The organism is Finegoldia magna ATCC 53516 (assembly GCF_000159695.1).
GTDB lineage: Bacteria > Bacillota > Clostridia > Tissierellales > Peptoniphilaceae > Finegoldia > Finegoldia magna_F.
Window position 1 is genome coordinate 1,431,715 of record NZ_CM000955.1, and the last position, 24,813, is coordinate 1,456,527.

At 29.0% G+C, this 24,813-nt stretch carries 27 protein-coding genes and 4 tRNA genes; 27 read left to right on the forward strand and 4 right to left on the reverse strand.

The annotated features are described in order from the left end of the window. The first annotated feature begins 1 nt into the window (after position 1). The 6 genes from HMPREF0391_RS06875 to HMPREF0391_RS06900 are packed head-to-tail and all read left to right on the forward strand — an operon-like array spanning position 2 to position 3,586. Positions 2-487 (forward strand): cell division protein SepF, encoded by a 486-nt coding sequence (locus HMPREF0391_RS06875; protein WP_002836250.1) that lies wholly within the window; start codon positions 2-4, stop codon positions 485-487. Continuing rightward, on the forward strand, positions 484-756 hold the full coding sequence (locus HMPREF0391_RS06880; RefSeq protein ID WP_002836252.1) for a YggT family protein: 273 nt from the start codon (positions 484-486) through the stop codon (positions 754-756). The genes HMPREF0391_RS06875 and HMPREF0391_RS06880 overlap by 4 nt, the downstream gene beginning before the upstream one ends. A gap of 1 nt (position 757) precedes the next feature. Beyond that, complete coding sequence (locus HMPREF0391_RS06885; protein ID WP_002836253.1) at positions 758-1,534, forward strand: YlmH/Sll1252 family protein; 777 nt, start codon at positions 758-760, stop codon at positions 1,532-1,534. 8 nt (positions 1,535-1,542) lie between these two features. Then, positions 1,543-1,989 carry a signal peptidase II gene (gene lspA / locus HMPREF0391_RS06890; RefSeq protein ID WP_002836254.1) on the forward strand — a complete coding sequence of 149 codons (447 nt, stop codon included), beginning with the start codon at positions 1,543-1,545 and terminating at the stop codon, positions 1,987-1,989. Continuing rightward, positions 1,989-2,666 carry a uracil-DNA glycosylase gene (locus HMPREF0391_RS06895; protein ID WP_002836255.1) on the forward strand — a complete coding sequence of 226 codons (678 nt, stop codon included), beginning with the start codon at positions 1,989-1,991 and terminating at the stop codon, positions 2,664-2,666. The genes lspA and HMPREF0391_RS06895 overlap by 1 nt, the downstream gene beginning before the upstream one ends. After that, positions 2,663-3,586: an RluA family pseudouridine synthase gene (locus HMPREF0391_RS06900; RefSeq protein ID WP_002836256.1), complete on the forward strand. Its 924-nt coding sequence runs from the start codon at positions 2,663-2,665 to the stop codon at positions 3,584-3,586. The genes HMPREF0391_RS06895 and HMPREF0391_RS06900 overlap by 4 nt, the downstream gene beginning before the upstream one ends. Before the next feature lie 16 nt (positions 3,587-3,602). Here the strand turns inward: HMPREF0391_RS06900 and HMPREF0391_RS06905 are convergent, their stop codons facing one another. Both HMPREF0391_RS06905 and HMPREF0391_RS06910 read right to left on the reverse strand, forming a co-directional pair. After that, entirely contained in the window at positions 3,603-4,490 is an 888-nt protein-coding gene (locus HMPREF0391_RS06905; protein ID WP_002836257.1) for a DegV family protein, read from the reverse strand. A 31-nt stretch (positions 4,491-4,521) separates the two neighbouring features. Next, positions 4,522-4,597: transfer RNA gene (locus tag HMPREF0391_RS06910), tRNA-Thr, on the reverse strand. A gap of 116 nt (positions 4,598-4,713) precedes the next feature. On the opposite strand from HMPREF0391_RS06910, the gene HMPREF0391_RS06915 reads away from it, so the two are divergent. The 4 genes from HMPREF0391_RS06915 (at position 4,714) to HMPREF0391_RS06930 (ending at position 6,386) form a co-directional block, all read left to right on the forward strand. Further along, entirely contained in the window at positions 4,714-5,388 is a 675-nt protein-coding gene (locus tag HMPREF0391_RS06915; protein WP_002836258.1) for a glucosaminidase domain-containing protein, read from the forward strand. A gap of 19 nt (positions 5,389-5,407) precedes the next feature. Continuing rightward, on the forward strand, positions 5,408-6,097 hold the full coding sequence (locus HMPREF0391_RS06920; RefSeq protein WP_002836259.1) for a thermonuclease family protein: 690 nt from the start codon (positions 5,408-5,410) through the stop codon (positions 6,095-6,097). 125 nt (positions 6,098-6,222) lie between these two features. After that, positions 6,223-6,299, forward strand: a tRNA-His gene (locus tag HMPREF0391_RS06925). A 3-nt stretch (positions 6,300-6,302) separates the two neighbouring features. After that, positions 6,303-6,386, forward strand: a tRNA-Leu gene (locus HMPREF0391_RS06930). 271 nt (positions 6,387-6,657) lie between these two features. Here HMPREF0391_RS06930 and HMPREF0391_RS06935 read toward each other — a convergent pair. Next, positions 6,658-6,744 (reverse strand) — tRNA-Leu (locus HMPREF0391_RS06935). A gap of 177 nt (positions 6,745-6,921) precedes the next feature. Between HMPREF0391_RS06935 and HMPREF0391_RS06940 the strand changes: the two genes are divergently transcribed. Together HMPREF0391_RS06940 and HMPREF0391_RS06945 are read left to right on the forward strand one after the other, a co-directional pair. Beyond that, positions 6,922-7,878, forward strand: coding sequence for a DUF1002 domain-containing protein (locus tag HMPREF0391_RS06940; protein ID WP_002836261.1), 957 nt, complete (start codon positions 6,922-6,924; stop codon positions 7,876-7,878). Positions 7,879-8,007: 129 nt separating this feature from the next. Then, positions 8,008-8,571, forward strand: coding sequence for a redoxin domain-containing protein (locus HMPREF0391_RS06945; protein ID WP_002836263.1), 564 nt, complete (start codon positions 8,008-8,010; stop codon positions 8,569-8,571). 36 nt (positions 8,572-8,607) lie between these two features. Here the strand turns inward: HMPREF0391_RS06945 and HMPREF0391_RS06950 are convergent, their stop codons facing one another. Further along, a complete protein-coding gene (locus HMPREF0391_RS06950) occupies positions 8,608-10,440 on the reverse strand; it encodes an ATP-dependent helicase (protein WP_002836264.1) in 1,833 nt (610 codons plus the stop codon). Positions 10,441-10,540: 100 nt separating this feature from the next. Here HMPREF0391_RS06950 and HMPREF0391_RS06955 point away from each other — a divergent pair, with 100 nt between their 5' ends. The 15 genes from HMPREF0391_RS06955 to fmt all read left to right on the forward strand — a co-directional run bounded on the left by HMPREF0391_RS06955 (position 10,541) and on the right by fmt (position 24,812). Then, the gene (locus HMPREF0391_RS06955) at positions 10,541-11,335 is read left to right on the forward strand and encodes a nitroreductase family protein (RefSeq protein ID WP_230454522.1); all 795 of its coding nucleotides are present in this window, start codon (positions 10,541-10,543) and stop codon (positions 11,333-11,335) included. A gap of 66 nt (positions 11,336-11,401) precedes the next feature. Then, positions 11,402-12,208, forward strand: coding sequence for a molybdate ABC transporter substrate-binding protein (gene modA, locus HMPREF0391_RS06960; protein WP_002836267.1), 807 nt, complete (start codon positions 11,402-11,404; stop codon positions 12,206-12,208). Next, complete coding sequence (gene modB, locus HMPREF0391_RS06965; protein ID WP_196218487.1) at positions 12,201-12,884, forward strand: molybdate ABC transporter permease subunit; 684 nt, start codon at positions 12,201-12,203, stop codon at positions 12,882-12,884. The genes modA and modB overlap by 8 nt, the downstream gene beginning before the upstream one ends. After that, positions 12,871-13,485 carry an ATP-binding cassette domain-containing protein gene (locus HMPREF0391_RS06970; protein WP_002836269.1) on the forward strand — a complete coding sequence of 205 codons (615 nt, stop codon included), beginning with the start codon at positions 12,871-12,873 and terminating at the stop codon, positions 13,483-13,485. The genes modB and HMPREF0391_RS06970 overlap by 14 nt, the downstream gene beginning before the upstream one ends. A 76-nt stretch (positions 13,486-13,561) precedes the next feature. Continuing rightward, positions 13,562-15,667, forward strand: coding sequence for a ribonuclease R (gene rnr / locus HMPREF0391_RS06975; RefSeq protein WP_002836270.1), 2,106 nt, complete (start codon positions 13,562-13,564; stop codon positions 15,665-15,667). Between the two features lie 12 nt (positions 15,668-15,679). After that, positions 15,680-16,129, forward strand: coding sequence for an SsrA-binding protein SmpB (gene smpB / locus HMPREF0391_RS06980; RefSeq protein WP_002836271.1), 450 nt, complete (start codon positions 15,680-15,682; stop codon positions 16,127-16,129). 9 nt (positions 16,130-16,138) lie between these two features. Beyond that, a complete protein-coding gene (locus tag HMPREF0391_RS06985; protein ID WP_002836273.1) occupies positions 16,139-17,875 on the forward strand; it encodes an Rqc2 family fibronectin-binding protein in 1,737 nt (578 codons plus the stop codon). A gap of 69 nt (positions 17,876-17,944) precedes the next feature. Then, positions 17,945-18,820 carry a YicC/YloC family endoribonuclease gene (locus HMPREF0391_RS06990; protein WP_002836274.1) on the forward strand — a complete coding sequence of 292 codons (876 nt, stop codon included), beginning with the start codon at positions 17,945-17,947 and terminating at the stop codon, positions 18,818-18,820. Between the two features lie 7 nt (positions 18,821-18,827). After that, entirely contained in the window at positions 18,828-19,079 is a 252-nt protein-coding gene (locus HMPREF0391_RS06995) for a DUF370 domain-containing protein (RefSeq protein WP_002836275.1), read from the forward strand. 1 nt (position 19,080) lies between these two features. Then, positions 19,081-19,668 carry a guanylate kinase gene (gene gmk, locus HMPREF0391_RS07000; protein WP_002836277.1) on the forward strand — a complete coding sequence of 196 codons (588 nt, stop codon included), beginning with the start codon at positions 19,081-19,083 and terminating at the stop codon, positions 19,666-19,668. Further along, entirely contained in the window at positions 19,661-19,858 is a 198-nt protein-coding gene (locus HMPREF0391_RS07005; RefSeq protein WP_002836280.1) for a DNA-directed RNA polymerase subunit omega, read from the forward strand. The genes gmk and HMPREF0391_RS07005 overlap by 8 nt, the downstream gene beginning before the upstream one ends. Next, positions 19,851-21,017, forward strand: a complete 1,167-nt coding sequence (coaBC, locus tag HMPREF0391_RS07010) for a bifunctional phosphopantothenoylcysteine decarboxylase/phosphopantothenate--cysteine ligase CoaBC (protein WP_002836282.1) — start codon at positions 19,851-19,853, stop codon at positions 21,015-21,017. Before HMPREF0391_RS07005 ends, coaBC begins: the two co-directional genes overlap by 8 nt. Before the next feature lie 6 nt (positions 21,018-21,023). Further along, on the forward strand, positions 21,024-23,393 hold the full coding sequence (gene priA, locus HMPREF0391_RS07015) for a primosomal protein N' (RefSeq protein WP_002836283.1): 2,370 nt from the start codon (positions 21,024-21,026) through the stop codon (positions 23,391-23,393). A gap of 8 nt (positions 23,394-23,401) precedes the next feature. Continuing rightward, entirely contained in the window at positions 23,402-23,890 is a 489-nt protein-coding gene (gene def / locus HMPREF0391_RS07020) for a peptide deformylase (RefSeq protein WP_002836285.1), read from the forward strand. Beyond that, entirely contained in the window at positions 23,880-24,812 is a 933-nt protein-coding gene (gene fmt, locus HMPREF0391_RS07025; protein WP_002836286.1) for a methionyl-tRNA formyltransferase, read from the forward strand. The genes def and fmt overlap by 11 nt, the downstream gene beginning before the upstream one ends. Position 24,813 lies beyond the last annotated feature (1 nt).

The window sequence follows — 24,813 nt, forward strand, 5'->3', positions numbered from 1 at the left end:
TATGTCATTTATGAATTCATTTAAAAAATTAGTAGGGGTAGAAGACGATTACGACGAATATTACGATGATGAATACTACTATGATGACTCAGATCATGTTGAAACTGAATCAAACGATTATGAAACAAAACAAAATTACGAACCAAAAAACAATATAGTAAGCATGAATAATTCTACAACTAAACCTGTTGAATCAAAGCCTTTAAATAGAGTTAAGATTAATATTCACGAACCAATCAGTTTTGATGATGCACCAAAAGTTATTGATGTTATATTAAAAAACGAAGTTGCTGTATTAAATATTGAAATGCTTGAAAAAGACGTAAAGCAAAGAATTTTTGACTTTGTTAGTGGTGCTATTTATTCACTTGATGGTAAAATGCAAAAAGTAACTAAAGATATTTTTGTTTTGGTACCAAAAGGGGTAGAAATAGACGGCAAGATTAAGGATCAAATCACAAAAAATAATGGATTTTTCCAATTATGATAAATGGATTTAGTATTGTTAATTTTTTCTTAACCATTTTGAAGCTAATAGAATGGTCGATATTTATTAGAGTTATATTGTCTTTTGTTCATATATCAAGGGATAATGCTTTGGTCGACTCGATTTATTTGATTACTGATTATATAATGTATCCTGCAAAAATTTTGCTGGGTATGTTTGGACTTGATAGAGGCATTATAGACTGGTCTCCATTAGTAACATTGATATTTCTTCAAATTATTGGATCGTTAATAGTAGGATTGGTTTAAAATGAGTTATGAATTAAATTACATTCAAGATATAGAAATTAAAAAGACTATCGATAGATTTATTGATAGTCTTATTTCAGTTAAAAGGACAAAAACTATTTATGCAACTGATTTTATGAATCCAAAAGAAATAGAGTATGCTACATCAATATTGAACGCAGAGACTGATGTAGGATATATGGTTACAAATTGTCCTGTAAATTGTGAAAATAAGATTATTATAATGTGGGATAGGTATTGTTATTCAGAAGAATATATCAATATGTTCGATTACATTGGTCTTTTGGAAATACAGACTGATCAGGAAATAACCCACAGAGATATTTTAGGTGCTGTATTGAATTTAGGAATTAATCGTGAAAAAATTGGAGATATTTTTACTCATAATAAAAGATTTTATCTTTGCGCTACAAATACGATGATTAAATTTTTGAATTTGAATTTGACGAAGATAAAAAAGTTCAATATTTCGACATCAATTATTGAAGAGAATATAGAAAAAGATGAAGAAATGTTTAAATCATTTACAGGAATTATTAACTCAGAGAGATTGGATTGCTTGGTTTCTGAGATGGCAAATATTTCCAGGAAAGATGCTCAGATAATGATAAAAAACAAGAAAATTAAGCTTAATTATGAAGTAATATCCAATACAAGCAAATCAGTTGAAGAAAATTCTCTTGTTTCAATAAGAGGATATGGTCGATACAGGCTTTTAGAATATTTGGGAAGCACAAAAAAAGACAAATTGAGAATAAAATATATTAAATACATTTAGGAGTAAAAATGGTTACTATTTTAATTATGATTTTGGTAATTGGCTTGGATCATTTAACAAAATACATGGCAATTTCTCTAAAAGAAGGAGATATTATCATTTTTGATAAATTTTTGAAGCTTACTTACCTTGAGAATAGAGGAGCGGCATTTGGAATTCTTGAAAATAAGAAAATTATTTTAATGATAATAACATTACTAATAATTGGATTTGTAATTGTGTATATTTTTAAGAATTACAAGAGTTTAGTTAGTTTTGAAAAAGTAATATATGGGCTACTTCTTGGTGGAGCATTGGGCAATCTTATCGACAGAATTTTCAGAGGTTATGTCATCGATTTTATTTCTGTAAGATTACCTTTTAATTACGATTTTCCAGTGTTTAATGTGGCAGATATAGCTGTTGTTGTATCGTGTATATTACTTGTAATATTTAGCTTAAAAGGACAGAAATAATGAGTGTTAATATAGGAAATAGATGGGATGAATTACTAAAAGATGAATGGGACAAGGATTATTATAAAAAAATTAGGGAAGTTTTAATTCACGATTATCAAAATTATAGAGTATATCCTGATATGAATTATATTTTTGAAGCGTTGAAATTAGTTCCATTTGAAGATTGCAAGGTTGTGATTTTGGGCCAAGACCCATATCACAATCCAAATCAAGCTCATGGACTTAGTTTTTCCGTAAAGCCAAATGTTAAAACACCTCCTTCATTGATCAATATTTACAAGGAATTGCAAAATGAATTTGGTTATCCAATTCCAAACAATGGATATTTGATGAAATGGGCAAAGCAAGGAGTTTTACTATTAAATACTTCTCTTACTGTAATTGAAAATAAACCTAATTCTCATTCGAAAATTGGTTGGCAAATTTTAACGGATAAAATAATAGAATTATTAGGGAATTCTGATAGACCGATAGTATTTATATTGTGGGGAAACAACGCTAGAATGAAAAAAGATTTAATTAAAAGCAAGAATGCTCTTATATTAGAATCACCACATCCTTCTCCGTTTTCGGCGAATAGGGGATTTTTTGGTTGCAATCATTTTATTAAAACTAACGATTATCTAAAGGATAACGGACTTGAACCTATTGATTGGAAGATAGAAAACATATGATGTACGAATTTTTAATTGACGATTCTAATCAAAACACAAGATTGGATGTTTTTTTGGCTAATGAAGTTGAGTTATCCAGAAGTGAAATTCAAAAACTTATCGATGAAAAAAAAGTGCTAGTAAACGAAAAAACTCAGAAAAAAAACTACAAGTTAAATTTGAACGATAAGATTAAATTTGACTATGAAAAGCCAGACAAAACTATAAAACCACAGCAACATGATTTGGATATCGTGTATGAAGACGATTATCTTGCGATTATAAATAAAGATAAAAATGTAATAGTTCATCCTACAGAAACTATATATTCTGATACTTTAGTGAATTATTTGATGTCTAATTTTGAAAATTTGAGTGATGTTGATGGAGATTACAGAAGGGGAATTGTTCACAGATTAGACAAAGATACTACAGGACTCATAATAATTGCAAAAGACAACAATACGCATTTAAAATTAAAGGAGATTATCAAAAATCATGAAATTACAAAAACATATTTGTGTATTGTTCATGGAAAAATCGATGAATGTGGAACAATTGAAGAATATATGACTAGAAATCCAAAAGATAGAAAGAAGATGATGATTTCCGACGAAGGAAAATTATCTATATCTAATTACGAAAGACTTGATTATAATGATGATTATTCCCTTGTAAAAGTCCAAATCAAAACGGGCAGAACTCACCAAATTAGGGTTCATATGAATTATATTCATCATCCGATTTTAGGTGACAAATTATATGGATTGAAAAAAGAAAAAATACTTTTTGACAGTCAAGTCCTTCACGCATATAATCTTCAATTTATTCATCCTCAAACTCACGAAAATATCAATGTGATCGGGAATTTGAAACAGGATTTTATTACAGCTATAAAAAAAACAAACCTAGATTACACAAAAATACCTTCTAAGTTATAACTTAGAAGGTTTATTTTTATACTTCAGATAGCTCTTCTCCCAAATCATTATTACTGAAATATATACTTAACATATTTGGTCCAGTGTGAGCACCTATTACACACCCTAAAGGACATTTAACAATTTTCTTGAAATCAAAATCTTCTTTAATTTTTTCAATAAGGAGATCTGCTTCATCTTCATCTTCGCCGTAACAAACATAAAGTGTTTGATTTAAATTCACATTGTTATTGCATTTTTCAATCATTAAATTCTTCATTTTAATAAAAGTTTGTTTTTCGCCACGCGCTTTTTCTACAACATACAAGCTACCATCATTTTTATCCACACTCATTACAGGTCTTATATTCAACAATGATCCCATAACTTTTTGAGTCTTAGATAATCTTCCACCTCTGTACAAATACTCTAAGTTAGTAACTGTAAAAATATGCTCTTGTGCGCAGATTATTTCATCTAATTTTTTGTTTAATTCTTCAAATGAATAATTTAATTCTACAAGTTTGAGTGCTTTGTTGATAACGGAAGTTTCTCCTGAACAGGCACAAAGTGAATCCTTAACTATTATTTTATAATCTTTGTTTTCTTCTAATAATGCATTCATTGCCATTGTAGCAGTTTGAAATGTGCTAGTAAGTCCACTAGATAATGTAATACAGATTACGTCATTTCCAGCTTCCAATTCATTCTTAAATGATTCATAGTAGGTCTTATATGGAACTTGGCTAGTTTTGAAAACTTCTCCATCTTTCATTCTAGAAAACATATCTGAAGAATTAATGGTTTGACCTTCTATGTATTCTTTATCAGAGCTAATAACTGGCATATTCAGTATTATTAAATTTTCATTTTTATTAGAATCTGTTATTTGACAAGCAGAATCCGTGATTATTTTTATAGACATTCTTACCTCCAGATAAGTATTGTTTTTTTATTGGTGCTGTTGAGAGGGATCGAACCTCCGACCTATTGATTACGAATCAATTGCTCTACCAACTGAGCCACAACAGCATATACATTTATTATAAGCTTAAGAGTGCAATAATTCAAGATTATTACAATAATGAAAATCAATAGGAAATTTGTAAAAATTATGATAAAATACTAGTCATATTCTAGGAGGCAGAATGAAAAACAAGAAATTAATGAAAAAAAGAGTTGGAATATTCTTGCTTATGATAGTTTTTTGTGCCTGTTTAATAATAAATTATTCTGAAAATTACTTTTCTTTTTCAAAAAAAATCACTTATCAAAAAAGTGAATTAGAAGATAATGAGTTGAAAACATTAAATAAATTAGAAAAAGATTTGGATGAATTTAAGAGAGTAGGTGCTTTAAAAATTTCAGAAGAAAATATGTTTTATCCAACCCACAAATCTCAAATATCTGAACGAATGCTAGAGGTTGCATTAGAAGGTACTGATTTAAAAGGCAACGCACATTCATTCATTAAAGTAGAAAAGAAATACGGTGTGAACGCCTTGTATTTATTAGCTATAGCAAATCATGAATCTGATTTTGGACAAAGTAGAATAGCAAAGGACAAAAATAATTTGTTTGGATTCAATGCTGTTGACTCTGATCCTTACAACGGAGCAAGTCAATATGATTCACTTGATGAAGGAATTCAAGATATTGGCAAAAAAATCAAAATATTGTATCTTAGCGATAATGGAAAGTATTTTAAAGGTTATAATTCTTATGCTATGAACAAAAATTATGCAAGTGATAAAAATTGGGGAGAAAAAGTCAATAATCACATGATACTAATAGCTGAAAAGATTTTATCAAGCTATAAATAATAAAAAGTGAGAGAAAAACATGAAGAAATTTTTACTGGGATTAATAATACTAATATCATTAACAAGCTGTGACAAAATCATTCAAACAGAAAATCAAAATAATTTGTATGAAGTAGTCAGAGTTGTAGATGGAGACACTGTAATATTAAATATAGATGGACAAAAAACGAGAGTAAGACTCATAGGAATTGATACACCAGAAAGCGTGGCAGAAGATAAAAGTCGAAATGTCAAAGAAGGCAAAATTGCAAGTGAATACACTAAAAATTTGCTAGAAAAGAAAAAAGTCAGAGTAGAATTTGACGATGAAAAAGAGGATGTATATGAAAGAAAACTAGGCTATGTGTTCTTAGATGATGAATTTATTAATGAAAAATTACTAAAAGAAGGAATGGCAAAATTATACACTAAGACAACCAATCAAAAATACTCTGAACGATTAAAAAAAGCCGAACAATACGCAAAGGATAATAAAAAAGGCTTCTGGAAAGATTTTTATATAAATGATCCAAATTTATATGTAAAATATACCGATTCTAAAGGTAGGGGAATGATAAAAGGAAATATTAACAGTAAAGGATTGAAAATATACCACATGCCTAATCAAGAAAGCTATGAAGATGTAAAAATTAATTTCAAAAAAGGTGAGAAATATTTTGTAACAGAAAAAGAAGCACAAGATGAGGGATTTTCAAAATCTTCAAAATAATACTTGCAAAATCAAAAACACGATGCTATAATAATAAAGTCAAGTTCACTTGAAATAAATTTTACAAATGCTTGACAATCATATTTTATTATGGTACACTTATAAAGTAGTCAATTGAGGCTATGGTGGATGTAGCCTAGTTGGTTAGGGCGTCAGTTTGTGGCACTGAAGATCGAGAGTTCGAATCTCTTCATCCACCCCATAAGCAGGAATGGCGGAATTGGCAGACGCGCTAGACTTAGGATCTAGTGTCTTTGACGTGGGGGTTCAAGTCCTCTTTCCTGCACCAAATTATGTCGACTCAATTCAAATGATTAAATCATTGGAATTGAGTCGTTTTTGTTTGCGTATTTATTTTAATTGATACCAAATTTAATGATAAAACGTAACAATAAACGTAACAATTTTTATTGGTATGATTTTAATTTTTATGTTTTGATTTCTCTAAGAAATTTTAACTATTACTTAATACCAGAAATGAAAATAACCCAGGTAAAGATTTTTACCTGGGTTTTAAAATTTGCAAGAAAAAAAGATAGCTTTTAAAGCTATCTTGTATATGGTGCCGGAGGCGGGACTTGAACCCGCACGGTGTTGCCACCGCTGGATTTTGAGTCCAGTACGTCTGCCAATTCCATCACTCCGGCTGACTTTATAAGTATAGCATAAAGTAAAAACAATGTAAAGGAATTTTTGTAAAAATTTGAAATTAATTTATTAGTCTTTGAGATTTGGCTTATTTTGTTTAGTTTTTCTTAATAATTTTGTAGACTTTGAACGCTTGATTTTGTGCTATAATCAATGTGAACGGAGGATAATAATCTATGAAAAAAATTACAGTTTTTTTATTAGCTATTTTAATTTCACTCTCATCAACTATCAGCTTTGCTGGTGAAATAGACACCAAGGTTGTTGATGAAAAGTGGGGTAAGCCAACTTTTGTGTATGGTGAAAGCTTAGATAAATCTCAAATTAGAAAAACAAAAGGACTTTTAAATATTGAGGATGACAGTAATATTAAGTCGGTTATGGTAACTTATAATGATTTATTGAAATACATCGGAGGAGATGATTCAAATCCAGGAAGTATGATTTCAAGCGTTTTGGTGAAAAAAGAAAATAAGAACAAAGGGATAAAAGTCAATATAACAACACCAAAAAATATTACATTAATTACCGAAAAACAATATGAAAATGCTGCAATTACAGCAGGTGTAAAAGACTGCACAATAATGGTGGCTGCAGTGAGACCAGTAACTGGAGAATCAGCGTTGACTGGTGTATTCAAAGCTTTTGAGTCAAATGGTGAAAAGCTTGACAGTGACAGAATAAAAGTTGCCCAAGAAGAACTAGAAGTTGTTAGTGATATTAACAAAGAAAACAAAGATAAAGGCGACTTTAATAGAGACAAATTAAATGATGTCATTGTCGTAATTAAAGATAATATTGCGAATATAAATATCAACAATAATGGTCAAGCACCAACTCTTGAAGAAATTAAAAAAATTGTCAACGACGCAATCAAAGAGAATAATCTCGAAAATGTAATCACAGAGGATCAAAAGCAAGAATTGGTTAATTTTTTCGAAAAATATTCTAATGTGAAATCTATTGATTCAAAAGATATTAAGGATGAATTGTCTAATATTTCTGGTAAAGTTATAGAAGGAGCTAAGGATATTTATAAAAAAGCAGAAGACGCAGGTATTATTGATAAAATAATTAACTTTTTCTCCTCAATTATAAAATCAATTGCAGATTCTTTTGATTCAAATAAATAACAAATTCAGAGGCTTTCGAGCCTCTTTTTTCATATGGTGAAATATAAGAAATAATTTCTATGCAACTTGTAATCATTACAAAATATGGTATAATTAAATTGTAAATTAAATAGGAAAGGATGATTATTTATGTCATTAATTAAAAAACACGTTGAAGAATTTAAAGTTCCTGCTTATCACAATGAAGAACTTACAGAAGTTTCTAGTGAAGATTTAAAAGGTCACTGGTCATTATTGTTCTTCTATCCAGGAGATTTTACATTTGTATGTCCTACTGAATTAGAAGACTTACAAAACCTATACTCAGAATTTAAAGAATTAAACTGTGAAATTTATTCTATCTCTACAGATTCAGAATTTGTTCACAAAGCATGGCATGATAAATCTGAAAAGATTAAAAAAATCGAATATCCAATGTTATCAGATAGAGCATTTGTTTTATCAAAACAATTTGGCGTTTTAAAAGAAGCTGACGGTCAAAGTCAAAGAGGAGCTTTCTTGATCAATCCTGATTTAGACGTTGTATTATACGAAGTATCTGCTGATGGAATTGGTAGAAACGCACACGAATTATTAAGAAAATTACAAGCTGCACAATATGTAGACAAATACGGTGATCAAGTTTGTCCAGCAAACTGGGCACCTGGCCAAGACACTTTAAAACCAGGAATTGACCTAGTAGGTAACTTATAAATAGCAAAACTAGCTGTAAAATTACAGCTAGTTTTTTTAATTATTTTCAATTTCTATGATATCTTTTAAAAATTGTGATGAATCAACTTCAATGGAATTTCTAGTTTTTGGAGATAACAGGGTTAATTTATCTTTAGCTCTAGTCATTGCTACATAAAACATTCGTATTTCTTCTTCAAATATATTTTCGTAATTCTTGTTGTTGGAGTCAATATTTGTAGGAAACTCACCATCTATCAAATCAATAATGAAAACTTCATCAAATTCCAAACCTTTTGCAGAATGTACAGTTAATAAATTTAGATTACTAGTTTGTTTTATAGAATCCTTTTGGATTTTCTTCAAATTTTCAATTTCATTGATAAAATCTTCGTAGCACTCACAATCTTTAAACAAATATTTATATATTTCAGTCAAAAGGTCTAATGATATCTTTTGGTTTTGGAGTAGAACACTGTCCTCAATATATGTTTTGTAATCAATATCATTCATTATGATATCAATTTTCTTGGAACCTTTTGCTCTTTTTATTCCTGAAAAAAATGATTTTAAGTCCATAAATCTGTCTACATAATACCTACTTAGAGTTGAATCATCCAAAAGACGATCCAAAACAGGCATTGATTCATCGTAAGTTTCAAGTTGATTTATGGATGTTTTTTTAATGTAGCTGTTTAGTTTGTAATAAATATCTCTAAAAAGTCCGACAGATGTTTTGTTTTCGGAAAAAGCAATCATTTTTAAAATATCATTGAGTACAAAATGATTGTAAAAATCATCTTTTTGATATCTAGAGTGAAAATTAATATCTTGATCGTGTAAATACTTCGTTAGAGCTATAGACGAAATATTCTTTCTGTACAATATAGCAGTCTTTTTATCAGGATTTATATTATTTTTTAGATAAGCAAACATCGACATAAAGTTTTGAGGAAATTTTATTATTATTTTCTTATCTGATGATTTTGTGGATGTAACATCTTTATTGTATCGATTTTTATTTTGTTTAATAAACAAGTTACTAGCGTTAACTATTTTGTCCGTACATCTGAAATTTTGGTCGATATAATAAATACTAGCATCTGGGAAAATCTTATTAAAATCTAATAAATAGCTAGGATCTGCGCCTCTAAAAGAATAAATTGACTGGTCGTCATCTGCTACAATAAACAAATTATTTTCAGGGTAGGCGATTTTTTTGATTAATTCAAATTGAATTTTTGAAGTATCTTGTCCTTCGTCTACTTGAAAAAATTTGTACTTACGTTTAATTCTTTTGAGTATATAATCATCTTCGTTGAGTATCTCAAATGATTTAGTAAGCATATCATCAAAATCAATATAAAAATTATTTTTCTTAAAGTTTTCATACTCTAGGTATATTTGTTCAAAATTTTCAATATCAAATTTTGGAAAATCTTTGACTATCATCATATTTTTACAATAGCCATAGTATTGCAAGAATTTTTCAACGTCCTCATCCTTAGAGTTAGTTTTATTGATTTTTCTTATTATATTTCTAATAACAAGATATTTATTGATATCATTATTTGATTCAAGAATTTTAAATATTCTATTATTCATTTTATAATGTAGTTTAATAATATAATAGCAAAAAGAATGAATTGTGGAAAAATAAGCAGATTCCGTTTCTGGGAATTTTTCAGAAAATCTTTCTTTCATATCTACTGCTTGAGATTTGCTAAATGTTATAGATAAAATACTTTTTGGATCAATATTGTGAACTTTTTCCAAGTATTTTATTCTATTAAGAAGTACGGTGGTTTTACCGGCTCCTGGAACTGCCAATACTAATGCAGGGGATTCAAAATGAGAGATTGCTTTTTGCTGATTTTCAGTAAATTTCATATTATCACCTTTAATTATTATATCAAAATGTTTGTGATTATTCGCAATTTGTAGTATTATTTAATTATAAGATTTATTATAAGGGGTAAGAAAAATGTCAATGAATGAATTTTTAGAAAATAGAAAATCAGTAAGAGATTTTAAATCAAAAAATCTTAGTGATTCAGATTTAAAAAAAGTTGAATCTATTATTTTTGAAATAAACAATTTAGCAAAGAAATACGACGTTAATTTTAAATTATACAAAGATGGTTCTGTGGTTTACAATGCTCTTGATGGAGAAGGTGGATACGAAGGAACTATGATTAAAGCTAACCATTATATCGCAATGGAAGCTGACAAGAATAACGAATTATCAATGATATTTGGTGCATTTTATTTTGAAAATTTAATCACTAAATTAGATGCATTAAATATAGGAAGCTGCTGGGTGACTATATCTAATGCTTCAGAAGAATCCAAAAAATCAGCTTTTGGAGATAATTCTAATGTAGATTTCTTACTTGCTATGGGATATGCTCCAAATGAATTTGGATTTGGTAAGAAGAAATTTAGCTCAAGAATTGGTGTTGAAGAATTTGTTTGTGACAAATCACTTTCTACTCCAATCAATATAGATAAATTACAAAATTATGGTTTGGATGAGTTATTTAGTTATTTGAGATTTGCTCCTTCAACTAAAAACGAACAACCATGGAGATTTGTATTAAATGATGACGATTTTGATTTGTATATCAAGGATTACAAAGGAATAGAAAACTTAATAGATGCAGGAATCGTAATGTACTATTATACAGAATTAGCTAATTATAATAATATTGATGCTAATTGGACTGTTAAAGAAGAATTAAACGATAAAGACAATTGCAAATACATTGCATCAGTTAATTTTTAATTAAGAAAAAAGCCTTTTGATAGGCTTTTTTAATAAATAGCGTTATGTGCTAAGGAGGATAATGAAATGAAGAAAAAGTACTTATTATTAATGTTAGTGGGGTGTTTAATTTTGGCTAGTTGTGCAAAAAATGAAAAACAAAATACTGAACAAAAAGAAGAAAAGAAAACAGAAGAAAAGACACATAATGAAAACATAAGCTTATTTGCAGCGGCTTCATTAGAAGAATCATTAGCGAAAATTATTCCTGAATTTGAAAAAGAAAATAATGTAAAAGTTGATGTTAACTTAGCAAGTTCAGGAAAATTACAAAAACAAATCGAACAAAAAGCTCCTTGTGATGTATTCGTTTCAGCAGGACAAAAACAAGTTAAAGCTCTTGAAGAAAAAGAACTTGTAAAAGATTCAAAAAGTTTATTGAAGAATAAGCTAGTTATTGTAAAAAACAAAGAAACTGATGTTACAATTTCTAAAATAGAAGATTTGGAAAACATCAAAGGTAAAATTGCTGTAGCTGAATTGGAAACTGTTCCAGTTGGACAATATACAAAACAAAGCTTAACTCATTATAATTTATTGGACAAGCTTCAAGAAAAATTTGTATATGGTAAAAATGTTAAAGATACTTTGAGATTTGTTGACAGCAAGGAAGCGGAAGTTGGTTTCGTTTATTCTTCTGACGCGGTAACTGATGATAAGGTTGAAGTTGCTTTTAATGTTGATGAAAGTTCTCACAAACCTATTATTTATCCGATAACTAAAACAACTTACTCTAAGAATACCGAAATGCAAAATAAATTATATGAATTCTTGCAAAACGAATTATCAGCAAAATATTTCAAGGAAGCAGGTTTTGAATCTAGCCATGAATAATGATATTATGATGCCTATTATTATTTCATTGAAGGTATCCATAATTTCAACTATTATTACGTCCATTCTATCAATATTTATTGCGTGGATGATGGTAAAATTTAACAAGAAAAATGGTAGTATACTAGAGGCAATAATTACATTGCCTCTTGTTTTACCACCATCAATATTAGGGTACATACTTTTACTTATAATAGGAAATAACGGTTTAATAGGAAAATTCTTTTATGATAATTTTGGATGGAGTATTATTTTTACATGGAAAGCGTGTGTAATAGCGTCTATAATAGTATCGTTTCCGCTTATGTATCAAAACTGCAAATCTGCATTTCAAAGTATAGACAAGAAAATTTTGAATGCAGCAAGAACTATGGGGGCTAGTGAATGGAAAATATTTTTCAGAATAGCAATTCCTTTAGCTTATACAGGAATTATTAGTGGTTTGGTACTTGCTTTTGCTAGAAGTTTAGGAGAATTTGGGGCAACCATGATGGTTGCAGGAAATATCCCAAGTAAAACTCAAACAATTCCATTAGCGATGTACTACGCGGTTGAACGTGGCGACAAAACAATGGCTAATACCTTAATGATTGTTGTTGTAGTATTTTCATTTTCATTGATATATTTCTTGAATAGATGGATAGAAAAGAGAAGGAATAGAAATGCTGAAGTGTAATATTGAAAAAAAATTAAATCATTTTGTACTTAACGTGGATTTTACAGTAGAAAATGAAATTTTGTGCATAATGGGTGAGTCCGGAAGCGGAAAAACATCTATTTTAAACTCAATTGCAGGTTTGTTGACTCCAGATAAAGGAGATATTGTTCTTGATGATAACATTTTGTTTTCAGATAAAATAAATTTGAAACCACAGGAAAGAAATATTGGATATGTTTTTCAAGATTACGCACTATTTCCAAATATGAGTGTTGAGGACAATATTTTCTTTATGAACCCCGATAAAGATTATGCAAATTCTCTTATAGAAAAACTGGGAATTGAATATCTTTTGGAGAATTTTCCTAATACTTTATCAGGTGGAGAAAAACAGAAAGTTTCAATAGTTAGAGCGTTAGCGAATAAGCCGCGTTTACTTCTAATGGATGAGCCTTTCAGTTCAATTGATGAAAAATTTAAAAATAAATTTTATGAAGAACTGATAGAAATCAAAAAATCATTGGATGTTCCAATTATGATGGTTACTCATAATAGACACGAAGCAGAAATTTTAGCTGATAGATTAATTTTTATTGATAAAGGGAAAATTTTGAAATAAGCATTAAATACAATAATTAGGTAGTTTTTTATCATTTAGGGTATAATATAGATAGGAAACAACCAGGAGGTATTTAATGAAAATAAAGCAAAAGGTACTTAATATCGTAAATTCTAATGATTATATTCCTTTAACTTTTGATGAATTATCTTCAAGATTAAATATTGAAAAAAAAGATAAGAAAATTTTTCATAAGATTATTAATGAACTACAAAAAGATAAGAAAATTTTACTCGATAAAAATTCTAATATAATTCCAATTACAGAGCAAAAAGCATATCCAGGTACAATTCAAGGATCTGGAAGTGATTTTTGCTATTTTATTCCCGATGATGAAAGCATTGACGATATATTTATAGCTAAAAAAGATTTAAATGGGGCAATCCACAAAGATAAAGTCTTAGTTACAATAACTGTAGATAAAAAACCAAACAGAAGTCCTGAAGGAAAAGTTTTACAAATTCTATCTAGAGAAACAAAAAAACTTGTGGGAACTTTTGATGAAGCAAAAGGTTATGGTTTTGTAATTTTAGATGATAAAAAATACGGATTCGATGTTTTTGTCCAATCTGGTAATAAAAATGGAGCAAAAAACAACGATAAAGTCGTAGTTAAATTAATCAAAAATCCATCTAAAAAACACAAAAATCCAGAAGGAGTTATAGTTGAAGTCTTGGGAGGCAAGGACGATCCTGGAATTGACATTTATTCTATAGCAAAGACTTTTAAATTACCGTATGAATTTCCAAAAAAAGTAAAAGAACAAGCAAGGGAAATAGAACAACAGGTGGATGAATCAGAAAAGAAATCTAGAATGGATTTTAGAGATTTGTTTACTGTGACAATTGATGGATCTGATGCAAAAGATTTTGATGATGCTATTAGTATTTCAAAAAAAGATGATAATTTCATATTATATGTTCACATAGCTGATGTGAGCCATTACGTAAGGAAAAATACTGCATTGGATAAGGAAGCTTTTAGAAGAGGAACCAGTGTGTATATGTTGGATAGAGTAATTCCTATGTTACCTACAGAATTATCTAATGGGATTTGCTCATTAAATCCTAATGAAGACAGGCTTTGTTTGACAGTTAAAATGGAAATTTCGCCAACAGGAAAAACTCTTGACTACAAATTCTATGAATCTGTTATAAATTCTGATTATAGATTAGTCTATAAAAATGTGTCAGACTTTTTGGAAGACATTGAAAATCCTTATGATGATGAAAAACTCACGGATAATTTATTACTAATGAAAGAATTGTATGAAATTCTAAGTGTTAGAAGGAAAAATAGAGGAAGCATTGACTTTGATTTTCCAGAAACTAAAATTATTTTAGATGAAAATTCTAAAGTAGTTGATGTTACAAAAGATGAGAGAAGAATAGGAAATAAATTGATTGAAGAGTTCATGCTGATTACAAACGAAACAGTGGCAAGTCATTTTGGATATTTGGATAGACCATTTTTATACAGAGTTCACGAAGAACCTGACGAAGAAAAGGTGAATACTTTTAAAAGAATTTTGTCTAATTTTGGTTACCATTTGAAAGGTAAGAATTTGTATTCAAAAGATTATCAAAGAATTTTAAATGAACTAGATGGCAAACCTGAAAAACCTCTATTATCTTCGCTTTTATTAAGATCTATGCAAAAAGCTGAGTACAGCCAAAATCCTAGTATTCATTTTGGACTTGCATCTATGTTCTATACGCACTTCACTTCTCCAATCAGAAGATATCCGGATTTATTTATACACAGAATTGTGAAGAATTTTATAAATCATAAGCCAGATACTAATAACGAAAAAGAATTCATGAAATACATCAAAGACATTGCAAAACAATGTTCAGCCACTGAAAGAAGAGCTGAAGAAGCTGAGAGAGAAGCTATTGATATGAAATCTGCAGAATATATGCAGCAACACATAGATGAAGAATTTGAGGGAATTATTAGTTCACTCACAAAATTTGGAATTTTTGTACAACTTGACAACACGATTGAAGGTTTAGTACAATTTCAATCTATGATAGATGATTATTATGTATTTGACGATAAAAACTATACAGTTTATGGGGAAAGAACTAAAAAATCGTATCATATTGGACAAAAAGTTAGAGTTAAAGTTATAAATAGTGACAAAGATAAACGTCAAATAGATTTTGAATTTGTAAATTAGAAAAGGAATATAATGAGCGATATAAAATTATTAGCAAACAATAAGAAAGCACGTCACGAATATTTTATCGAAGATGTGTACGAATGTGGAATTGAACTGAAAGGAACTGAAGTAAAATCTATCAAAAAAGGGAAAGTTTCCATTAAGGAAAGTTACTGTATGATTGAAAACTCAGAAGTTTTTGTTTATTCTATGAATATAAGTCCGTACACAGAAGGAAATATTTTTAACGTGGATAGTTTAAGAAAAAGAAAACTTTTAATGCATAAATCTGAAATCAGAAAATTAATCGGAAAAACAAAAGAACAAGGTTATACTTTGATACCTCTAAGAGTTTATGAAAAAAATGGACTTGTAAAAGTAGAGATAGCTCTTGCAAAAGGTAAGAATCTATACGATAAGAGAGAAACTTTGAAAAAACGTGACGATTTGAGAAATATGCAAAGAGCAATGAGAAGATAAGGAGTAATAATGAGCTTTGACGGAATTGTAACAAAAGCGATAGTTGATGATATAAAAGCAAAATTAATTAACGGGAAAATCAGCAAGGTTAATCAACCCGATAAAAACGAATTGGATTTAATTATCTATAATAACAAACAAAATTATAAACTTCTTATTTCTGCATCCTCATCTTTACCGAGGATGCATTTTACAAATGAAAATAAGAAAAACCCAATTGAAGCGTATAATTTCTGTATGCTGATGCGAAAATACTTACAAGGAGCGGTTATAACTGATATTTATCAAGAATCGATGGATAGAGTTGTTAGTATTGATATCAATAGCAGAGACGAAATGGGATATGATATGAACTACTCATTAGTTGTAGAACTTATGGGTAAACATTCAAATATAATTTTGATTGAAAAAGAAAGTCAAATGATTGTAGATGCAATTAAGAGAATTAGCTTCGATACAAAAAGCATCAGACAAATACTTCCAAAAACTAAATATTCATATTTAGAAGATGATAAGATTAATATTCTACGATCGGATGATCTTCCAACGGATATTGCAGAAGGAACGACTAAACTGCAACAAGTTTTTTATAAAAATTACACAGGGTTTTCTCCAACTATTTCAAGAGAAATATGCCTAAGAGCAGATTTGGATTTTAACAGAAGACTTGAAGATTTGACTGAAAATGAAAAATTAAGATTTAATCAAGCTTTTATTGAGGTTAGAGAAGCTATCAGAAATTGTGATTATGATTTTTCTATAGTCATCGATGAGGATGAAAAATTAAAGGATTTTCATGTAATTAAATTAGAAAAATACGGATATCAAAAGAAAAACTTTGATGATATTCACGAAATGTTGGATTATTATTATAAAAAACACAGTTCAAACGATTCAATTACACAAAAATCTTCGCACTTGAAGAAAATAGTTTCAAATAAAATTCAAAGAAATTCAAATAAATTGAGTAATTTAACTGTAGATTTGCAAGAAGCTAAAAAAAGAGATATTTACAAAGTTTATGCTGATTTGATAAGTTCAAATATGCATTTGATTCATAAAGGCGTGGATAAAATAAATGTACAAAATTTCTATGATGAAATGAACCCAATTGAAATTCCATTGAATCCAATAAAATCAGGAAATGAAAACGCACAAAATTATTACAAAAAATTTAGTAAATTAAAAACTAGAGAAAAAATGATTACACAAGAGCTTCCTCTTATAAAACAAGAGAATGAATATTTACTTCAACTTCTAGAAACTTTGGAGAGAGTGACAGAATATCAAGAACTATCAGAGATTAAGGATGAGATGGTAAAAATAGGTTTGATAAAAAAATCTAAGAAAAAAACTGCAAAAGTAAAACCATCAAAGCCAAGACATTTTGTAACCGAAAATAACGTCGATATTTTTGTAGGTAAAAATAATTACCAAAATGATAATCTAACTTTGAAACAAGCTAACAAAGAAGATATTTTTGTTCATGTAAAAGATATGCCAGGATCTCATGTTATTATGAGAAATGAAAATCTTGTTCAGGAAGATTATGATGTCGCGTGTTTCTTGGCAGCCTATTTCTCCTCAATGAGTAAAGAAAAATTCGTTGAAGTTGATTATACTGAAAAGAAAAACGTAAAAAAAGCTAAAGGAGCAAAACCAGGAATGGTGTTTTACAACAATTTCAACACTGTTAATGTCGATATGAGTTCTTATGATATTGACAAAATCAAAGAAATTGTTTAAAAATTGTAATAAATTATTGTAAATTCTTAAATATTAATATACACTAACAATATCAGAGGAGGCGATAGAATGAAGTCTATGACAGGATTTGGATCTTCTAGTTTGGAATTGGAAGATTGCAGCATAGATATTGAAATCAAATCTGTTAATAATAGGTATTTGGATTTCAATTTTTCAATGCCGAGTTATTTGAATTTTATGTTGGAAGACATGAAATCATTAATCAAAAACAAGTTAAAACGTGGGAGAGTTGATGTTTATATCAAAATTAAAAAATATCAACTATCAGTTGACAGTGTGGATATTAACTATGAATTAGCTCAAAAAATCAAGGAAAAGCTTGATTCATTAAATCAAAAGTTAAATATGTCATCAGATATAAATGTCAGGGATTTAGTAAAATATGATGATGTAATGTCATTTACTTACAAAGATTTGGATAATGAATTTTTACACGATAATATTCTAAAGGTTCTTGATGAAGCTGTTAACAAAATTTATTCTATGAGATCTATAGAAGGAGATAACTTAGAAAAAGATTTATCTGAAAATCTTTCCAAAATAGAAACTGAAATAACAAAAATTGCAAGTTTGACTGAAAATAGCGTAAAAGAATACAGGGAGAATTTGTTTAAAAAGATTTCGGAATTATTAGATGAAGAAAAAATAGACAAGGATAGAATGTACTTGGAAGTTGCGTTGATGGCAGATAAATCAGATATTAACGAAGAATTAAAAAGATTTGATTCTCATATAGTTCAATTCAAATCAACTATGGATATAAAACATAGCATTGGTCGAAAATTAGATTTCATTATCCAAGAAATGAATCGTGAAATCAATACAATTTCTTCAAAATCTAATGATGAATCTATTTCAGTTTGTGTTATTGAAGTTAAAAGTTTGATTGAAAAATTGAGAGAACAAGTACAAAATATTGAGTAGAGGGAAAATGGAAAGTTTAGGTATAGGATTTTCAAATTTAGTTAATAGTAAAAGAATTATAGCAATTGTAAGTCCAGAAACGAATCCAATTAAAAGAATAGTTCAAAAAGCAAAAGAAGATAACAATCTTATAGATGTAACTTTTGGTAGAAAAACTAGAAGTGTAATTATAATGGATTCCAGTCATGTTGTGTTGAGTTGCCTTCAACCAGAGACTTTACAAATGAGATTAGATAAATCAAATAATAAGGAAGATTAATATGAGAGACGGGTTTTTATTAGTTGTTTCAGGGCCATCGGGAGTTGGCAAAGGAACTGTTTGCGAAAAATTAATTTCACAAAAAGATGATATCGTATATTCCGTTTCCGCTACGACAAGGAAAAAAAGACCTTACGAAGTGGATGGGGAAAATTATTACTTTTTGAGTTTAGATGAATTTAAGAAAAAAATAGATCAAGGAGATTTCATAGAATATGCTAATGTGCATAACAATTTTTATGGAACTCCAAAATCATTTGTTTTTGACCAAATAAACAAAGGGGAGATAGTTATTCTCGAAATTGATGTTCAAGGAGCTTTGAAAGTTAAAGAAAACTATCCGGAAGCTGTTTTTGTATTCATTCTTCCACCAGATTTGATTGAACTTAGAAGAAGAATTGAAGGAAGAAACACAGAAGACGAAGAAACAATCAATATAAGAATGAATAATGCTAAAAAAGAATTGAGTTTTATTGATGAATATGATTATGCAGTAATTAATGAAGATGTTGATGAAACTGTGAAAAATATAGAAACTATAATTGATGCAGAAAAATTTAGAGTTGTAAAAGGAGAAAAATATGATTAATCCATCATTTAAAAAATTATCAGAAATAAATAATAGTAGATATGCACTTTGTGTTATGGTAAGCAAAAGAGCTAGAATGTTAATAGACGGTAAGGAAACTAAATTAAAAAAAGCAAAAGCACAACCAGTTACCACTGCCTTAGAAGAAGTTATGGAAAAAAAGGTGTGGGAAGATAAAGCAAATGAATAAAAATATTCTTTTGGGAGTTACTGGAGGAATTGCTATTTACAAGGTTGTTGATGTTGTAAGTAGATTAAAAAAACTGGACTACAATATTAAAATAATAATGACAGATTCTGCATGTGAATTTGTAAGTCCAATGACATTTGAAACAATTGGAAAATGCGATGTTAAGAACAAAATGTTTCACAACAATTCACATAAGGTTGTTGAACATATAGAGCTTGCAAAATGGGCAGATTTGTTTTTGATTGCACCTGCTAGTGCAAATACTATGGCTAAAATAAATTACGGTATCGCAGATGATTTGCTATCATCTACAGCACTAGCATATACCAAGCCAATAATGTTTTGTGTAAGTATGAATACGAATATGTTGAATAACCCAGCTACACAAAAAAACATCGAAGATTTGAAAGAAAAGAGGCACTTAATTATAGATTCAAATAGCGGAATGCTTGCTTGTAACACAAAAGGAGACGGAAGATTAAAGGAACCTTGGGAAATTGTTGAAGAAGTTGAAAAATACTTTTGCGAAAAAGATTTAAAAGGCAAGAAAATTTTGATTACAGCCGGAGCTACAGTTGAAAGAATTGATCCTGTACGATATATAACGAATGATTCCAGTGGGAAAATGGGATATTCAATAGCAAAGAGAGCTTTTATCAGAGGGGCCGATGTGACGATTATTTCTGGGAAAACAACAGCAGAAAGTCCATACGGTATTGAAAACATCAAAGTGGAGTCTGCTATTGAAATGAAAGAAAAAATCGAAAGTTGCATAGACAAATTCGACTGTTTAATTATGGCTGCAGCAGTAAGTGATTTTAAAGTAAAAAATAGAAAATATTTAAAAATTAAAAAACAAGATGGTATCAATTCATTAGAATTAGAAGAAAACCCAGATATTTTAAAATCATTAAATAAAAAAGATGATCAAATCTTTATAGGATTTGCTGCAGAAACAAATAATTTATTAGAAAATGCTAAGAAAAAGCTAGATAAAAAAAATCTAGACTTTATAGTGTTAAACGATGTATCGAAAAAAGACATTGGATTTAATTCTGAATACAATAAAGTAACTATAATTAGCAAAGATAATATATTAGAAATTGATAAGAATACAAAATTAAATATCGCAGATAAGATATTGGATTTGATAAAGTAGGTAAACATGTATATTGATGTTATTTTTAGAAACAAATCGAAGATGACTAACAGACTATACTCATATTATTCAAGTGAAGATGTAGAAATTGGAATGAGAGTTATAGTACCCTTTGGGAAATCAAATATTAACAAATTAGCGCTAGTGGTTAGAATTAATGATAACCCTAAACAAGATATTGATTACAAAGAAATAATATCAGTAGTAGACTTAAATCCTATTGTCACACAAGAATCCATCGACATTGCTTTTTTCATGGTTGATAAATATTTAAGCGACTATAGCTCTGCTTTTCAAACTATTTTGCCACCTGGTAACTTTGAAGAATTAAAAGAATACTTCACTGCAAATGATAAACTAGAAAATATGGATGAAGATTTGTACAATATTCTTAAAACCAAGAAAGAATATTCAGAAATAAAAGAGATTTCAGACATTAGCCATAAAAAGCTAATGGAGTATGTAAAATCTGATTTTTTGAAAATGGATTTAATATACGATCAACAAATCACACCAAAACTATTGAAATACGTCAAGCTTATAGAAGATAATCCGGTTATTTCAAGAAGAGCAAATGCCCAACAAAAAATAGTTGATATGCTCAAAACTAAAAACAACATACTTTATAGTGAGCTTTTAGCGAAAACTAATACGACTTCAAGTGCAGTAAAAGCGCTGGAAGAAAAGAAAATTGTTGAAATTTATTTCAAAGAAGTTGACAGAATTGTTGTGGATGATACAAAAACTTATCAAAAAATAAAACTAAATTCACAGCAAGAAAAAGCCTATAATTCGATTTTAGAAAATCAATTTAGTTTGTTACATGGTGTAACGGGTAGTGGTAAAACTGAAGTGTATTTGCATTTGGTTGAAAAAATGTTAAATGAAGGTAAAGATAGCATAGTTCTGGTTCCAGAAATATCATTGACTCCGCAGACTATTGAAAGGTTTGAGGGTAGGTTTCCGGGAAAAGTTGCGATAATTCACTCTAAGCTAAATGTTAACGAAAAATTCGAACAATTTCGAAAAATGTATAATGGAGAATATAAAATAGTAGTTGGAGCTAGAAGTGCTGTATTTTCTCCGTTTAAAAATTTAGGATTGATAATAATAGATGAAGAGCATGAAACAAGTTATGTAAGTGAAAAAAATCCTAAATATAACGCTATCGAAATTTCCAGATTTAGAGCAGAATATAATAGCGCTAAGCTTTTATTAGGATCAGCAACTCCTGGAGTTGAAGAATACAACGAAGCTTTAAAAGGTGAGTACAACCTTGTAGAAATGAACAAAAGAGCAAATGACACAAACCCTGTTGAATGCACTATTGTAGACATGAGAAAAGAACTTGAAACTGGAAACATGAAAATGTTCAGTAAAGTTCTTCTCAATAAAATTCAAGAAAATTTAAACAACAAAAAACAAACTATATTGTTTTTAAACAAGAGAGGTCACACTTCTTTTATTTCATGTAGAAGATGCGGATATGTACTAAAATGTGATAGCTGTGATGTATCAATGACATATCATAAAACAAAAAATAGATTGATTTGTCACATGTGTGGCAGAACTGCATTAAAGCCAAAGACATGTCCCAACTGTGGTTCGAAATTTATAAAAGAGTTTGGAGCAGGAACTCAAAAATTAGAGGAAGAAACCAGAGAGCTTTTTCCAGATGCACGAATTGCACGAATGGATAGGGACACTACAAACACAAAAAAAGATTACAAAAAAATCTATGATATGATGAATAATCAAGAAATAGATATATTAATTGGGACACAAATGTTGTCGAAAGGATTTGATTTTCCAAATGTAACACTAGTCGGTGTAATGGCTGCAGATATTAGTTTGAACTTAGGAGATTACAAATCAAACGAAAAAACATTTCAATTGATAACTCAAGTAGCCGGAAGAGCCGGAAGAGCAGAATATGATGGAGATGTAATAATCCAAACATATAAGCCTGATAATTTTGCCATTACAACAGCAGCACTTCATGATTACAAGATGTTCTATGAAAAGGAGATCAAGCTAAGAAAATCATTTAATTATCCTCCTTTTTTCAGAATATTAAACATCAATATTTCTAGTAGAAACAGAAATGTTGCTATGAAAAAAATCAATGAGGTATCGAATTACGTTGCTGCTTTGATTAGAAAATACAAATTATCTACAACATTGATAAATGGTCCTCATCCTTCTCCAATAGAGAGAATTAATAATATGTACAGGTTTGATTTGTACTACAAATTTCCAAATGGAGAAGATAAAATAATAGAAATAATTAAAAAAGTTTTGATAAATAATGAATACAATATTAACTTGGAGGGAATAACACTCAAAATAACGTTAGATCCTCAAAGTTATTTTTAGGAGATAATATGGCATTAAGACAAATAAGATTAGAAAATGATCCAATCTTGAGAAAAAAATCAAGAGAGGTTAAAAAAATAGATGATAGAATCAAACAAATCGTAGATGATATGTTTGAAACAATGTATGAAAATAAAGGAATAGGATTGGCTTGTGTACAAGTTGGAATGCTAAAGAGAATAGTAGTAATCGACATGCAAGATGAAGATGGTAAAATGGTTCTAATAAATCCTAAGATTGTAGAAAGATCAGATGAAAAACAAATTAATGTTGAAGGTTGTCTTTCAGTTCCTGGTAAAAATGGATATGTTGAAAGACCTAAGACTGTTACTGTAGAATACACTGATTTAGATGGAAATATTCAAAGAAAAACGGCCACTGATTACAAAGCACATTGTTTTTGTCATGAATTAGACCATCTGGATGGAGTATTATACACTGATAAAGTTTTGAATCTTTCTGATGAAGAAGTTGAGAGATTAAATAATGAAAAATAAAATTGTATTTGCGGGATCTCCAGATTTTGCAGTTGAGAGTTTGCAAAGATTATATGACAACCCAAATAACGAAATTCAATTAGTAATATCACAACAAGATAAAAAACGAAATAGAAATAAGTTTTCACCTACGGCTGTAAAGAAAAAAGCTATGGAATTGGGAATTGACGTTATTACTCCACAGAATATAAACGACGATGAAGTGTTTGATTTATTAGATAACCTTAATCCTGATTTTATTGTGGTTGTAGCTTATGGTCAATTAATCAAAAAAAGAATTTTGGATAGATTTAAAAATAAGATTTTAAATGTTCACGCATCAATTTTACCAAAATACAGAGGAGCTTCTCCGATAAATTATTCGCTACTAAATGGCGATAAAGAATCTGGTGTAAGTATTATGTTAGTTGAACAAGGGCTTGACACTGGTGATGTTTTAGCTATAGATAAAATTGAGCTTGACAAAGACATTATGCTTGAAGAATTACATGATAAATTAATGATAATGGGTGCTGATTTAATAGATAAAGTTATCAATGATTATCAAAAATATTTCGATTCAAGAGAAAAACAAAATGAAAATCAAGCATCTACAGTAGGCAAAATTCAAAAATCTATGGGTGAAATTAATTTTAATGAAAAAGCAGATGTAATTTACAATAAATTTAGAGGATTGACTCCTTGGCCAGGTTTGTTTTTTAAATTAAACGATAAAATTGTAAAAGTTCACAATATCAACATAATAGAACAATATAATGATAATAAGAATGGGGAAGTTGTAAAAGTAGACAAGAATGGAATTAAGATTGCTTGTGAAGATGGATTTATAATTATTACAAGATTACAACTTCCAAATAAAAAACCTCTTAACGTTAGCGAATATTTGAATGGAAATTCATTTGAAGAGGGAATAATTTTGTAGG